General features: G+C 62.2%; 11 protein-coding genes. 5 read left to right on the top strand and 6 right to left on the bottom strand.

Annotated features, from left to right (window positions below; genetic code table 11):
* Window positions 1-46: 46 nt before the first annotated feature.
* The 4 genes from G8767_RS02980 to G8767_RS02965 form a co-directional block, all read right to left on the bottom strand.
* A complete protein-coding gene (locus tag G8767_RS02980) occupies window positions 47-2,470 on the bottom strand; it encodes an ATP-dependent Clp protease ATP-binding subunit (RefSeq protein ID WP_166809286.1) in 2,424 nt (807 codons plus the stop codon).
* A gap of 114 nt (window positions 2,471-2,584) precedes the next feature.
* Window positions 2,585-3,100, bottom strand: a complete 516-nt coding sequence (locus G8767_RS02975) for a hypothetical protein (RefSeq protein WP_095968754.1) — start codon at window positions 3,098-3,100, stop codon at window positions 2,585-2,587.
* A 12-nt stretch (window positions 3,101-3,112) separates the two neighbouring features.
* Window positions 3,113-4,312: an MFS transporter gene (locus G8767_RS02970; protein ID WP_166809285.1), complete on the bottom strand. Its 1,200-nt coding sequence runs from the start codon at window positions 4,310-4,312 to the stop codon at window positions 3,113-3,115.
* Complete coding sequence (locus tag G8767_RS02965) at window positions 4,309-5,211, bottom strand: NAD(P)-dependent oxidoreductase (RefSeq protein ID WP_166809284.1); 903 nt, start codon at window positions 5,209-5,211, stop codon at window positions 4,309-4,311. Before G8767_RS02965 ends, G8767_RS02970 begins: the two co-directional genes overlap by 4 nt.
* 108 nt (window positions 5,212-5,319) lie before the next feature.
* Between G8767_RS02965 and G8767_RS36270 the strand changes: the two genes are divergently transcribed.
* Window positions 5,320-5,898 carry an ABATE domain-containing protein gene (locus G8767_RS36270; RefSeq protein ID WP_166809283.1) on the top strand — a complete coding sequence of 193 codons (579 nt, stop codon included), beginning with the start codon at window positions 5,320-5,322 and terminating at the stop codon, window positions 5,896-5,898.
* Here the strand turns inward: G8767_RS36270 and G8767_RS02955 are convergent.
* The gene (locus G8767_RS02955; RefSeq protein WP_124567634.1) at window positions 5,895-6,524 is read right to left on the bottom strand and encodes a TMEM175 family protein; all 630 of its coding nucleotides are present in this window, start codon (window positions 6,522-6,524) and stop codon (window positions 5,895-5,897) included. The genes G8767_RS36270 and G8767_RS02955 overlap by 4 nt on opposite strands.
* A 216-nt stretch (window positions 6,525-6,740) precedes the next feature.
* Here G8767_RS02955 and G8767_RS02950 point away from each other — a divergent pair, with 216 nt between their 5' ends.
* From G8767_RS02950 to G8767_RS02940, 3 genes are all read left to right on the top strand, one after another.
* The gene (locus G8767_RS02950; protein ID WP_166809282.1) at window positions 6,741-7,991 is read left to right on the top strand and encodes an MFS transporter; all 1,251 of its coding nucleotides are present in this window, start codon (window positions 6,741-6,743) and stop codon (window positions 7,989-7,991) included.
* A 16-nt stretch (window positions 7,992-8,007) separates the two neighbouring features.
* Complete coding sequence (locus G8767_RS02945) at window positions 8,008-9,672, top strand: amidohydrolase (RefSeq protein ID WP_166809281.1); 1,665 nt, start codon at window positions 8,008-8,010, stop codon at window positions 9,670-9,672.
* Window positions 9,673-9,769: 97 nt separating this feature from the next.
* Window positions 9,770-10,420, top strand: a complete 651-nt coding sequence (locus G8767_RS02940; protein WP_166809280.1) for an LppP/LprE family lipoprotein — start codon at window positions 9,770-9,772, stop codon at window positions 10,418-10,420.
* 92 nt (window positions 10,421-10,512) lie between these two features.
* Here G8767_RS02940 and G8767_RS02935 read toward each other — a convergent pair whose 3' ends face one another.
* Window positions 10,513-13,968 carry an indolepyruvate ferredoxin oxidoreductase family protein gene (locus G8767_RS02935; RefSeq protein WP_042921773.1) on the bottom strand — a complete coding sequence of 1,152 codons (3,456 nt, stop codon included), beginning with the start codon at window positions 13,966-13,968 and terminating at the stop codon, window positions 10,513-10,515.
* A gap of 321 nt (window positions 13,969-14,289) precedes the next feature.
* On the opposite strand from G8767_RS02935, the gene G8767_RS02930 reads away from it, so the two are divergent.
* Window positions 14,290-15,045, top strand: coding sequence for a MerR family transcriptional regulator (locus G8767_RS02930; RefSeq protein WP_124567639.1), 756 nt, complete (start codon window positions 14,290-14,292; stop codon window positions 15,043-15,045).
* Window positions 15,046-15,051: the final 6 nt, after the last annotated feature.

Here is a 15,051-nt window from a genome sequence, read left to right as displayed (position 1 = left end):
AAGGAGTCCAGGGACTCCCTAACCGCTCACAGGGGCTGTGCCCCTCTTAGCTGAACACCAACTCACCCTCGTCAACTGCGACGGTGATGCTGCCGCCCTCTTCGAGGAGATCGTCGAGCAGCATGTCGGCGATCTTGTCGTCGACCACACGCTGGATCGAACGACGCAACGGGCGAGCCCCGAACTCGGGTTGATGCCCGTGCTCGGCGATCCAGTCCACTGCGTCGGCGGTGAACTCGATGTCGATACCCTTGGACTGCAACCGCTTCCGACTGTCGTCGAGCAGCAGATCAGTGATCCGGTGCAGTTGCTCGGTGTCGAGCTTGCGGAAGATCACGATCTCGTCGATACGGTTGAGGAACTCCGGCCGCATCGATTCGCGCAACCTGGCCATCACGCGGTCGCGCAGCGGCTTCTCCGCCGACTCTGCATCACCTGTGGTGAAGCCGAGTCCACCGGACTTGCTCGAGATGATGTCGGAGCCGAGGTTGCTGGTCATGATCACGACGGTGTTCTTGAAGTCCACCGTGCGCCCCTGGCCGTCGGTCAGACGCCCGTCGTCGAGCACCTGGAGCAAGGTGTTGAACACGTCCGGGTGTGCCTTTTCGATCTCGTCGAGAAGGATCACCGAGTACGGGTTACGACGCACCTGCTCCGTGAGCTGTCCCGCCTCGCCGTAGCCGACGTATCCGGGAGGGGCACCGACCAATCGGCTGACCGTGTGGCGTTCCCCGAACTCACTCATGTCGAAGCGCAGCATCTTGTTCTCGTCACCGAAGAGTGTGGCAGCCAGAGCTTTTGCGAGCTCCGTCTTGCCGACACCGGTAGGCCCGAGGAACAGGAAGCTGCCGACGGGACGATCCGGATCACTCATTCCGGTCCGACTACGACGCACGGCACGCGCGATGGCGCGAACGGCGTCGTCCTGTCCGATGACACGGCCGTGCAGTTCCTCTTCCAGACGGCGCAGACGATCTTTCTCTGCCTGAGTCATCTGGCTGGCCGGAATACCCGTTGCGCGAGCGACAACGTCGGCGATCTGTTCAGCGGTCACGTCCGGAGTCTCCTCGGAAGGAACAGAGGATCCTGCCTTCTCGAGACGCTTTGCGACGCCGTTGATCTCGTCACGCAAGGTCGACGCCTTCTCGTACAACTCGTCGGCGACGGCATTTTCCTTGTCGCTCTCGAGCTGCTCGAGACGCTGCTGCAGGGCAGCGGTGTCTACCGTGGCCGTCTTCAGACGGAGCCTGGCACCGGCCTGGTCGATCAGGTCGATTGCCTTGTCCGGCAGGAACCTGTCGCCGATGTAACGTGCCGACAGCTCCACCGCAGCGGTGATCGCCTCGTCGGTGTAGTGGACCTTGTGGTGATCCTCGTAGCGACTGCGCAATCCACTCAAGATGGCGATCGCGTCCTCGATCGACGGCTCACCGACCTGTACCGGCTGGAAGCGCCGTTCGAGCGCGGGATCCTTCTCGATGTTCTTGCGGTATTCGTCGAGCGTGGTGGCACCGACGATGTGCAGTTCACCGCGAGCGAGCTTGGGCTTGAGGATGTTTCCGGCATCCATCGCGCCTTCGGCTCCGCCGCCGGCACCTGCGATGGTGTGCATCTCGTCGATGAAGACGATCAGCTCGTCCTTGTGCGCGGTGATCTCGTCGATCACCTTGGTGAGCCGTTCCTCGAAGTCGCCGCGGTAGCGGGTACCCGAGACCATGCTCGAGAGTTCGAGCTGGACGATCTTCTTACCCACCAACGATTCCGGCACGTCCCCGTCGACGATGCGCTGCGCCAGTCCTTCGACGATGGCAGTCTTGCCGACGCCGGCCTCACCCACCAGGACGGGGTTGTTCTTGGTGCGGCGGGAGAGGATCTCGATGGTCTGTTCGATCTCGTCGGCACGGCCGATCACCGGATCGACGCCGCCGTTGCGGGCACGATCGGTCAGGTCGACGCCGTACTTGTCGAGCGTCGGGGTGCTGGACTCGTCTTCGACTGGACCGGACGCGGGATTCTGAACCGCGGCCTGCAGCTTCTCCGGCGTGATACCGGCCGAAGCGAGCAGACGGCCCGGAACATGATCGGGGTCACCGGCTAGTGCGATGAAGAGATGTTCGGGGTCGATGTACGTCGATCCCAGGGCTCGGGCCAGTTGATGCGCCTCGAGGAGAGCAGTTTTGACGGCACTGCTGAGCGCGGGAGCAGAGTATGCGCCCTGCTCACGGCCCTGTGGTAGCCGCAGGTCGACGGCGTCGACCACGGATTTCGGGTCGGCTCCGGCGCGCTGCATGAGCGTGCGGACCGGATCCTGCTCCGCCATGACGCGGAGAACGTGCAGTGCATCGAGATCCGAATCACCGCGAGCAGCCGCTACGCGTGCAGCGTCAGCCATGAGTTGCTGGGTGGCCCTGCTCATGAGCCGGGAAATATCGATGCGACCGGGACCCTCGGGCCCGAAGAATGCTGGCATTCCGAAGCCTCCTTGCAGAAAGTTGAGCGTTACTGACTCAATTAACGTGCATGGGGCCCGATCAATTCCCGAGGGTTCAGATTTGTTTCAACACCGTCAGACCGACGATCGTTCTCAACTACCGAAGGACCCGGTAGAACGACCTACCGGGTACGCCTCGATGTGCATGATCACCGATCCCTCGCAGGGACCACTCTTGATGTCGGTCCGCCACGAACCTTTCAGACTGCCATCGGGCTGCGGTGTGTAGTACGCGTCCGAGTGCGCCGGCGCCCATACCTTCGGCATTCCCTCACCCTGGTAGCAATCCCACTCCCAGTCATACGGATGCACCCAACTGGTTCCGTCCCAGGTGTATCGAGCAGGCTGCGGCAAAGTCGGATTGGCGGGAGCCGGCCCGCCGACCACGGTGGCAACACAAACTCCGCCCGAGCAGTCCGTCTCGAACGTGTATGTATCGGAGAAATCCGGCTCCCACTGGCTGGCGGCCAGACTTGTGCCCGTCTTGGTCGCGGCGAAGCGCTTGAGCGAGTAATCACCGGACCAATTCGCATCCGCAGCCCCCGCGGGCATCGCCCCGGCGACAAACCACGTAGCAACGAGAGCAACCACCAGCAATGACTTTCGCATGCGTGAAGTGAATCACAAGCTATGTCCGAATTGTCGGATACTGACCACAAGGACACCGACGACGATCAGCACCAGCGCCACCATCGGCAACGCTCCCGCATCCCTGTCCACCAAGATCAGCCCGCCCACGACGCCGCCCGCTGCGATCGCCGAATTGAAGATCGTCACGAATACCGATTGCGCAGTGTCCACAGCGTCGCCCGTCGTATCCGCGAGCGCAGTCTGAAGGAGAGTGGGAGCACCTCCGATTGCCACGCCCCACACCGCGACGCTGAGTGCGATCACTGCGAAGCTGTCACCGCCGACGCCCAAGCCGGTCAAAGCTGCTGCAAAGACCACCAAGCTCAGGACGGTGAGCCTTCGAAGCGCCCGGTCGACGAACACCCCGACCACACCGATGCCCGCGAAGGCGAAAAGTCCGAACACGAACAACACGGTCCCCAACCGATCGCCGAAACCGATGCGATCCAGAAACGCCGCCAGATACGTGTACACGATGTTGTGCGCGAGGATCCACAAGAACGCGACAAGCAGAATCGGTCGTACGCCTGGCAGGACCAGGACTTTCCGCACCGACAGCTGTCGATCCGCGTGTTGCCCGGGAAAGTCCGGCATCACCGTGAGTATCCACACGACCAGAAGTAGCGCAGCAACCGACATCACGGCGAAGACGACGCGCCAATCGGCCAAGGTCCCGAGCCATGCCCCCATCGGAACGCCGATAGCCAGCGCGATCGGCTGTCCGACGGAGGCAACCGCAACGGCCCGCCCCTGCAGACGAGGGGGCGCCATCCTGCGCGCGTACCCGGCAAGCAACCCCCACACCACACCTGCTGCCATGCCCGCCAGAAACCGAACACCCAAGGTGAGAACAAGATTCGACGACAGCGCTGTCACCAGATTGAAGACACCGAATCCAACAGTCGCCGACACCAGGACAGCACGTCGTCGCAATCCTCGGGTCAATGCGATCAGTGGTACCGCCCCGACGACGGAGCCCAACGCGTATGCAGTGACCAATTGCCCGGCGCCGGAGACAGATACGGACAGTCCTGACCCGATCTGCACCAGTAGTCCGGCCGGCATGGTTTCGGTTGTGATCGCGATGAAACCTGCCATCGCGAGTGCCGACAACCCGGCCAACGGTAGCGCTCGGACGGAATCGGTCTCCGCCAGTGCCGAAGTCGCAGTCCCGTCCGAGTTTGCGCTCACCTCGTCGGTGTTTCGGGACTGCCTTCACCCGACTGGCCGGAACGGACCAGTTCTGCAATCGACGCCCAGTCCATCTCGCCCTGACCGTTCGCCAGAGCCTGAGCAAGCACGCCCCGAAGTACGCCACCGAACGGCAAGTCCAGATCGACGCTGTCGGCGGCGTCGAGCGCAAGCCTCAAATCCTTGAGGCCCAGAGCGGTGGTGAATCCTGCCGGCTCGTACTGACGCGTCGCGACGAGGTTTCCGTAGCTGGAGTAGACCGGCCCGGGGAAGATCGTCGAGGTCAGCAGTTCTACGAGTTGGCTTCCGTCCACACCTGACCTCTCCCCCAATGTGATTGCCTCACCCAAGGATTGAATCGCGGAGAGGATGAGGTAGTTACCGATGATCTTGACGATGTTGGCCTGCTCCGGACGCTCACCTTGTGGCCACGTGCGAGCCCCGATGACGTCGAGGAAGGGCTGCACTCGCTCGAGGAGGGAACTGTCGCCGCCGGCGATGATGTTCAACTGGCCAGCCTGAGCAACAGAAACGCGTCCGAATACCGGCGCCGCGATGTACCCGACGCCGTACTCGGCGTGCAGTGCGGCGGCGCGCTTGGCAAGGCCGACGCTGACGGTGGCCATGTTGACGTGCACGGTTCCACTCGGAACGGATGTGAGTACGGCGGGATCCAGAATGGCCGCAGACACGGCCGAATCATCCGCCAACATCGACAGTACAACGCCGGACTGGAATGCCTCGGCAACGGTTTTCGCGCCGGTCGCCCCTTCCGCGACCAGTTCGGCTACCGCTTCAGGGCTGCGATTCCACACCGTCACGTCGAAGCCTGCACCCATCAGATTTCGAGCGATGGGACGACCCATCGCACCCAGACCGACCACGGAAACAGAAGTCATGGATTTCCCTCTCGAAAATGTTGAACCACCTAAGACGGTTCAACACTCTCACACGGGTACAGTTGCTGTCGAACCGGTTGAGATGGTTCGCCACAAAGGAGGACGAAAGTGAACGAAGCAGGAGCTGATCAATCCGCTCGGGACGTGTTTCGACTCGACAACGACACGCTCGCCTTCCGCTTCACCGCCACCCTCACCAACCGGAACGGCTCGAGGTTCGAACGACTCACGAGCCCGCAGCGACTCGAATTATGGTTACGCGCCAACGATCTGATGGACACCCCAGCAACCGCGACAGAAGACGACCTCCGCGGCGCACGGGATTTACGCGAGGCCATTCATCGCATCGGAACCGCCGTGTGCGAGGACCGCCGCGCCTCACGCGCAGATGTCGCGATCGTCAACACCGCATCCGAACTCGGTGATGCCCACCTCGTCCTCGAGAGTGGCCGAGCCCTCTGGAAATCAGCCGGAGACAATCCGATCCGCGACGGTTTGTCGATAGTGGCTGCCGACGCAATCGCGGTACTCGGTGGACCCGACCGCGACCGCGTCAAAGCCTGCCAGGGCGACGGGTGCACCGGCCTCTACGTCGACACCAGTCGTGGCAACAACCGACGCTGGTGCTCGATGAACATCTGCGGAAACAAAGCCAAGAAATCCGCGATGACCGCTCGCGCCGACTAGCTCATCTCACCTTCACGGCCACTCCATTTCGCCGCCGCCCGATCCCACAGCTTCTCGATGGGCGTCGACAGCAGGAGAAGAAGCAGCGGGAAGTACGACGTCACCGGAACGAGCACACTGACGAGCAGTGCCACCACCATGATCAGGAAAGTGACGATTTCAGCGGTGAAATGCGGCTTCGCATTCTCTTCACTCAACGACGGGTTGCGAACCAGACCCCACGCGACCACCGCGAGGCACGCAGCACTGGCTGCCATTGTCCCGATGTAGAGAGCCCTGGTTCCGAGATCTTGTGACGGCGCTGCAACCAGCGCCGTAGGGAAGGGCAAGAACACGATGGTCATCACCCACAACCCCAGTCCGCGCACGACCACCTTGTCTCCGTCGATCACAAAACGAAGCAGTCGATGCTGCGACCACCAAAGACGGAAGATCACCAGAAAGCTCAGAGCGAACGAGTAGAACTGCGCAGCGTGATCGCCCAGCAGTTCCGACGTGGTGCCGTGGTGGTCGCTGGTCAACTCGACCAGCGGAAGCACGAGCAGCGTGATCGCGATGGCGACAATCGCGTCGACGAAAGTGACGTAGCGCTCGAAGTAGCGAGTTCGTTCCGCAATCTCAGCCATTGCGGAAGCATAAGCCTCACAACAGGAAACAGACCGGCGACGCCACTTTGCGGGAGCGGGTATCCGGAAACATACAATTAACGAATCAAATTCGTTAGATCCCTTGACCGTGACGGAACCCATCCCCATACTTAACGAATCACATTCATTAAGTGACTCGCATCACGCCACCAGGGGTCGGTACTGCCACCCCCTTCAGGACATGGGGTTGCCCTAGTGCCGATCAACGCTTCGACGAATACGCAGTCCGACCGGGTTCCGCTCACCGCCAACCGCGGTGTTGCTGTCTTCAGCATCGGCGTCATGGGGTTCATCACCGCGAACCTCATCCCCCTGATGATCGTGGCAATGGTCGAGGACCTCGGTGTCACCGAATCCGCCGCCGGCGCCGTCCTGACCGCATCGCTGCTGGTCTGCGCATTCACCTGCCTCGCCACCACTCGTATCGCATCGGGTCGGCATCGTCATCTCCTCGGCCGCGTCAGCCTGATCGCGATGGCGGCCGCATTCGGCATTGCGGCCATCGCGCCGTCCACGGTCATCGCGTGCGCCGCGATCATCATCGGCGGCATCGGCGCTGGTGGATCCGCGTCCGTTGGCGGAGCGGCACTGGCCGCGCTCACGAACCCAGACCGGGCATCGAGCATCAGCGGGCTCGTGAACCGTCTCGTCGTCACAGCCGTCCTCGCCCTCATCCCCATCCTCGGCACACACATGACCAACGCATTCGGCATCGTCGCAGTCCTGGCACTGGCAACCGCCGCAACGGTCACCTGGCTGCCGTCGTCCCCGGTGAGAGAGTCGCCGGAGACGGCGAAGTCCGCCAAGACGACCACAACTCTCCCCGCCGGGGTCAGCGCAAAACGACTCACTTTTGCCGGAACCGCATTTCTCGCAATGCTTGCAGTCTGGGCGATCAGTGAGGACTCGCTGTGGGCAGTACTCGGCATCATGGGTTCCGAGCACGCCGGGCTCTCGGATCAACAAATGAGTCTCGCACTGAGCGCATCGACGGCGGGTGGTGTGCTCGCGGCTGTTACCTTGACCGCGTTGGGTTCTCGGGTCAGTCGGACAATATCGATCTCCGTGCTGCTGATACTCGGGGCAATTCTGAAGCTGTCTGCCGGCCTCACCACCGATCCCACGATCTACCTCGCACTGGTCATCGCATGGAACACTATCTACGCGGCCACGTTCATCGTCTTGGTTGCCATCTCGGCCGCTCTCGACGCGGCCGGCCGATGGTCGGCCCCACTACTGGGCACCTACCTCATCGGCTCCGCGTTCGCGCCGCTGTTCGGAACTTCGGTGACGGCGAGCCTCGGGTATCCGACCTTCGGAGTCATCATCTCGGGGATCAGCTTCGTTCTCTTGGTCCCGTTCGCCTTGGTTTCCCGACTCTCCGCACGCACCGAGGGTGCGTATCGTCACCACAGCGCCGCCATCACTACTACCGTCATCGCGTAAGGATCACGTAGAAGTCATGAATGACAGCATCACTCACTACCGCAACGGAAAGATCTTCACGGCTGCCGACGACGGATGGGCCGAATCGATGGTCGTCGAGGACCACAAACTCAGATTCGTGGGCGAAACCGTCTATGCCGAAATCCTGGCTCCCGACGCCGAGGTGATCGACCTCGAAGGTGCCGTCGTGCTACCCGGTTTCGTCGACGCACATACACATTTGGTCATGATGGGATTCGCCCTGCAGAAGTTGGATCTGCGTGACGCCACAGATCTCGCCGACATTCAGTCCAGCATCAAGCAATTCGCGGAATCGAACCCGGACGCACCACGCCTGTTGGGTCGCAGTTGGTTGTTCTCCGCACTGGATGGAGGACACCCGACGCGAGAGATGATCGACGCCGTAGTGCCCGATCGTCCCGTGTACCTCGACGCCAACGACGTACATTCGGTCTGGGTGAACACTGCAGCACTGCGTGAACTCGGCATCGACGCGGACACTCCCGACCCGATCGGAGGTCGTATCGGCCGGGATCCGGTCACCGGAGAAGCCACCGGAATGCTGTACGAGACCGCCATGATGCTCTATGTCTGGCCGAAACTGGCGGAGCTCGCGTCCGACGAGGACCGGGACGCCGCCCTCGCGCTCGCGTTCCGCCACTATCTCGAGGACGGCGTGACCGGTGCGGTCGACATGGCGCTCGGCGCGGACGAATTAGCCTCGCTGGAAAGAGCATTGGACGCCGGAGACGGCACATTGCCACTGCGCGTCGCGGCTCACTGGCTGATGACCCGCGAGGACAACGAGGCCGACAACGTCCGACAAGTTCACGACGTGATCGAACTTCACGGGCGCGTCCAAGGTCCGTGGCTTCGGATCGCCGGAATCAAGATCATCATCGACGGTGTGATCGACAGCTGCACGGCCGCAATGAAAGAGCCGTACTCGGACGGCACCAACGCCGAGCCCATCTGGGATCTCGAGTCGTTGATCCCCGTCGTGACGGCCGCAGACGCCGCAGGCCTGCAGATCGCGATGCACGCGATCGGCGACGAGGCGTCGGAGATCGGATTGACGGCACTCGAGTACGCGATCGCTGCCAACGGAGACATTCCCCGCAGGCACCGAATGGAACACTTGGAGTCGATCACCCGGGACAACGTCGAAAGGCTTGCCCGCCTTGGCATCATCGCGTCGATGCAACCGGTTCACGCTGACCCTGCGATCCAAGAGAACTGGCAGGCAATGCTCGGCGACTACCGGGTGAATCGCGCGTACCCGTGGCCTGAATTCACCGAAGCCGGAGCGGTTCTGGCGTTGGGTTCGGACGCTCCGACGGCGCCCCATCCGCCGCTGCCGAACATGTTCATCGCCACCACCCGTCGATCCGCAATCGATCCGTCGCTGGCACCCAACCTGCCGGGGTACGCTCTCCCCCTCGCGGACGCGCTGGCTCACGCAACCCGCGACGCTGCCTACTCGTGCAGGTGGGAAGATGTGACCGGCCAACTGGTTCGGGGAAAAGCTGCCGATTTCGTCGTATTGAAACAAGATCCGTTCACCGAAGGGGTCGATTCTCTTCTGACCACGGGAATCGCGATGACCGTGGTTGCCGGATCCGTGCGATACGACGCCACCCGGGCAAAGAAGACCGAAGCACAGCACACCGAAACCCGATAGCTGATCGTTACCAGTTGTTCGATAACGCGCGCATGCGGCCCGGCGACAGAACGAAGGAGGGACGTGAATTCGTGAACCCATACACTCTGGAGGACGCATGCGCAGGAAAGCTCCGATTTCGGCCGCCGTCACTGTCTCTGCCCTGGCAACCACCGCTGCCCTGATCGTCGCCGGTTGCGGGTCGACCGAAGGAACACCTGAAGCGGCGGCGAGTTCCACGGCAGCCAGTTCAACGGAGTCGGCAACCTCGACGGCAAACGAACCCGAGACGACGGTAGCGAGCTCTCCCCCGCCACAATCGAACACCCGCACAAGCTCGTCAGCGACGACTGCAATCCCGGCCTCGGGTCCCTGTCTCGACGTCGACTCCTCGCTCGTCACCGACGCGATCGGCACGCTGGGCACCGACATCAACGGAGGCAAGTGGATACCGCGATCCGCGAGCGAAGAACAGATCGGGAATTGTCCTGATCTGCTCTGGGTTTCGGTGGACGGCGACGGGGTCGGCGATGCGACGTATCAGTCACACGTCCTGTTCTTCCACGACGGAGCATACCTGGGCACCGCTACCAGCGAGCCGTACTCGTACACACACGTCATCGACAGCAACAAGGATTCGGTATCCGTCCAATACCGTTGGCTGCTGGACGACGATGCATTCTGCTGCCCCCAAGGCGGACCGAACATAGTGAACTTCACGTGGAACGGCAGCGCCGTGGTTGCCGACGGCCAGTTCCCGCCCTCCTGAACCTGCCCGGGTCCGAGTAGGCCTGAATACAACTGTGCCCCAGTGACAAGGTCACTGGGGCACAGTCTTCTTCGATCTACTCGCCGGCGCTCCTACTCACCGACACCGAGTTCGCGCAGGCGAGTCTTGTACAGCTCGATGTTGCCGAGCTTGATGTCCTCGTAGCCGCGAACCACGTCCGGCAGTGCCGCGATCTCGACGGCGCGATCGTATCCGTCGGTTGCGAGCGTACGAGAGAGATCAGCGATCATGGCCTCGTACTCGGCGAGCAGTTCACGCTCGACCTTGCGAACGTGCATGTAACCGAAGGGATCGAGCTTGGTACCGCGAAGCTTCTTTCCCTTGGCCAAAACCTTCAGTGCAACATGCGACTTGGGCCCGAGACCGATCTTCTTCTTGCGGCCCATCACTCGGAGGATCGGGGGGTGGAGCTTGTAGGTCAGGTTCTCCCCGGCCGGCACCTGCGACTTGACGTCTTCGATGAAGGCAGGATCGACCAGCATGCGAGCAACCTCGTACTCGTCCTTGTACGCGGTGAACTTGAACAGGCCGCGGGCAACAGCCTCGCTGAAGTCGGTCCGCTCGGTTGCGGCACGTTCGGCGGTCCAGACTGCCTGAACCTGATCGATGTAACGCTGGGCGATCTTGACGGACTGGAACTCGATGAGCTGCGCCGCACGCAGTTCCACCAGTCGCAGGGTTTCACCGGTGAAGGTGGTTCCGGCGAACATGTGAGCCGGTGCGACTACGGGTTCGCGGACGGACTTGGCCGGCGTGGTGACGGCCGAGAACGCTGCGGTGTCGGCAATTGCTGCACGACCCCAACGGAATGCCGCGATGTTCGCGTCCACGGCAACGCCGTTGATGCCGATCGCTTCTTCGATGGCCTCGGCCGGCAGACGGAGTCCGCCGCTCTGGTAGGCCGCACCGATCAGCAGGAAGTTGGCGGCTGCGGTGTTACCGAACAACTCCTGTGCCGCGGCGAGTGCGTCGAACGAACGCAGGGTGCGCGACACCTTGTCGAGACGGGCGAGGAGTGACGTCTCCTCGGGGTAGCGAACAGCCTTGTCGTAGACCATGTCGCCGGTCGGCGTCTGCGACGTCGAGGCGATGGAGACCGTCTTCTCGGCATTGCCGTAGTCGAGGTTCTTGTTGTCCGTCGCGGTCAGCAGGTCGAAGGCGACGATGCAATCGGCACTGCCCGGGGTGAGGCGGTTGGACGGCTCGAGCGCGCTGGAGCTGAAACGCAGGTGCGAGACAACAGGTCCGGCCTTCTGGCTCAGTCCGATCTGGTCAAGGCTCTCCACCTCGAGGCCGGCGCGCAGTGCCGCCGTTGCGAGCACCTGGTTGACGGTCACGATGCCGGTGCCACCGATGCCCGCGAGGAAAACGTTCTGCGTGCTGGTGAGCGGTCCGAAATCAGGATCTGCGACGACGGGCGGGACGGGACGTGCGGCCTTGGGAGCCTTCTTGCCCGGCACCAGTTCGACGGTCACGAACGACGGGCAATCGCCGTCCATGCAGGTGTAGTCGGTGTTGCAGGACGTCTGGTCGATCTTCGTCTTGCGGCCGTACTCGGTGTCCACGGGCTGGACCGAGAGGCAGTTCGACTTCACACCGCAGTCACCGCAGCCTTCGCACACTGCCTCGTTGATGACGACGCGAGTGTTGCGAGTGGGCAGCGTGCCACGCTTGCGCTGGCGACGTGCGTCGGCCGCACAGTGCTGGTCGTAGATCAACACTGTGACGCCCTTGATCTCGCGAAGCTCCTTCTGGGCCTCGTCGAGGCGATCGCGGTGCCAGAGCTTGGTGCCCTTGGCCAGAGCGCGCTTGTTGTGACGCGAAGGCTCGTCGGCGCAGATGATGATCTGCTTGACGCCCTCGGTGGTCAGCTTGTGGCTGAGTTGAGCAACGGAGAGGGCACCTTCCGCGTCCTGTGCACCGGTCATCGCCACTACCTCGTTGTAGAGCAACTTGTAGGTGATGTTCACGCCTGCGGCGATGCATGCCTGGACAGCCAACTGACCGGAGTGGAAGAAGGTGCCGTCGCCGATGTTCTGGAACAGGTGAGGCACGTCGGTGAACGGTGCCTGCCCGATCCACTGGCTGCCCTCGCCACCCATCTGTGTCAGGCCCGTGACAGCGCTGTCCTCACGGCCGGACATGGTGACGAGTGTGTGGCAACCGATTCCGCCGCCACCGATGGAACCCTCGGGGATAGCGGTGGAACGGTTGTGGGGGCACCCGCTGCAGAAGTACGCGGTTCGCTTGGCGGAGAGCACGTTCAGCGACAGCGGGGCCGGGAGGGTGCGCTTGAGTTCGACGTGCGGCTTCAGTACGCGCCGCAACGGGGCGAGCAGCCGGCCTGCGGTCAGTTCACCACTGGCAGGCATGAGCAGACGGCCCTGGCCGTCACGCTTGCCGATGATGCGAGGGGCATCGTCGGTGCCGTACAGGACTTCCCGGATCTGCGCTTCGATGAACGCGGTCTTGTCCTCGACCACGACGATCTGCTCGAGGCCTTCGGCGAACTCCTTGATCTTCTCGCCCACGACGGGGTAGCACATTCCGATGCGAAGGAGACGGATCCCGGCGCGGTGCAGCGCGGCGTCGTCGACACCGAGGTCTGCCAGAGCTTGTCGGACGGAGTCGAAAGTTGTACCGGTGGCGGCGATACCGATCTTCGCACCGGAGGGGTTTACCTCGATCACATCGAGGTTGTTGGCAGTTCCGTACGCGTGCACGAGATCCCATCGCGGGCCGTACAGATCGGCCTCGGCGATGACACTGTCCGGCGGCGCGGCCATCTGACGCTGCTTGTAGACGAAGGGCTTGCCCTCGAACTGCACTTCCGGAACCACGATGTCGAAGTCCGCGATGCTGCCGTCGATCGTCCAGGCGCCGTCGGCGACGTCGGCGACGATCTTGAGCGCTACGACACAACCGGAGACACGCGAGAGCGCAACTGCGTGCATACCCATCGTGATGATCTCTTCGGCATTGCGCGGGAACAGAACCGGCACACCCATCGCGGCAAGCGAGCGCTCACTGACGGCCGGAACCGTGGAGGACTTCGACGCCGGGTCGTCGCCCACCAGCAGGACTACGCCGCCCTTGGGGTTCACGCCGTACATGTTGGCGTGGCGAATGGTGTCGGTAGCGCGGTCGACGCCGGGGCCCTTGCCGTACCAGACGCCGGTCACGCCGTCGTGGGTCGCGGTTCCTGCGGGGAGGTCCGTCTGGCTTCCCCACACCGCGGTGGCAGCAAGTTCCTCGTTGAAGCCCGGAATGAAGGTGATGTCGTGTTCTGCGAGCACCTTGGGCATGCCGTGAAGCATCTTGTCGACGCCGCCCAGCGGGCTGCCCTGGTAACCGGAGACGAAAGTGGCAATACGCTTACCTGCCCGGATGTCGCGAACATGCTGCTCGACGAAGCCGCGTGCAATTGCCTGAACACCGGTCAGCAACACCGGTCCCGATCCCGACCGGTACCGATCATCGAGGTCATAGGGCTTGGCCTGGGCTACGCCCGACACCAGTTCAGTCATCGTGGACCACCGTTCCGTCTGCAGTGCATTTCAACTACCGTGCATTTTCAACAACCGCGTAACTCGATCTGTTCAGATGATCGTGGTCGAGGTATGTGAAAGCGTCAACAGAGGCTTGTTCAACTATTCAAATTGACAGTTTGTGAGCCAAATCACGTGACCTAGGTCATCGAATCAATCAGTTGGAGACCCGTTCGTGGCGATACGGCGAAACGGACATAAAACGTTCCTGACAATACAAACCGAGAACAGCCTTGACATTGACGCAACGTCAACTTGCATGCTGAATGAGCGAAACCGATCCGAGAGTAGGAACTTCACGTGAGCGAATGGTCCATCCAAGAACTCGCCAAATCCGCCGGTACCACCAGCAGAACGCTGCGTCATTACGGCGATCTCGGACTCCTGGAACCGAGCCGCATCGGCGCCAACGGCTACCGCTTCTACGACGAAGACGCCCTGGTGCGACTGCAACGCATCCTGCTGCTTCGGGAACTCGGACTCGGATTGCCGGCCATTGCCGAAGTCCTCACCGGTGAACGCGACACGGCCGCCGCGCTGCGTACCCACCTCGAACTCCTCGAGCAAGAGCGCACGCGGATCTCGAGACAGATCGAATCGGTCAACAGGACCTTGAACAAGACGAAGAAAGGTGAATCACTCATGCCGGAAGATGTTTTCGACGGGTTCGACCACACCCGATACAAGGAAGAGGTCATCGAGCGTTGGGGTAAGGACGCCTACAGCAGCGGCGACACTTGGTGGCGGTCGATGTCGGAGGAGGACCGGACAGCGCACCTGCAAGCTCAAGCCGACATCGCAGCGGCATTCGGAAATGCCCTGACAGCGGGCCTGTCCGCGGACAGCGACGACGTCCAGACGATTACCCGCAGACAGTTCGAGTGGATAAAGATCGGTTGGCAGGGAAGAACTCCCAGCGCCGACGCCTTCACCGGACTCGGCCAGATGTACGTCGACGATCCCCGCTTCACCGCAAACTACGACAAGTACGGAGAGGGCACCGCTTCGCTGGTCCGTGACGCGATGAAGGTCTACGCCGAGCGCAACCTGCACTGACGTCGC

This window comes from Rhodococcus sp. IC4_135 (genome assembly GCF_011602025.1).
GTDB lineage: Bacteria > Actinomycetota > Actinomycetes > Mycobacteriales > Mycobacteriaceae > Rhodococcus_F > Rhodococcus_F baikonurensis.
Note: the sequence above shows the minus strand (reverse complement) of the source record. Positions and strands in the feature narration are given on the sequence as shown.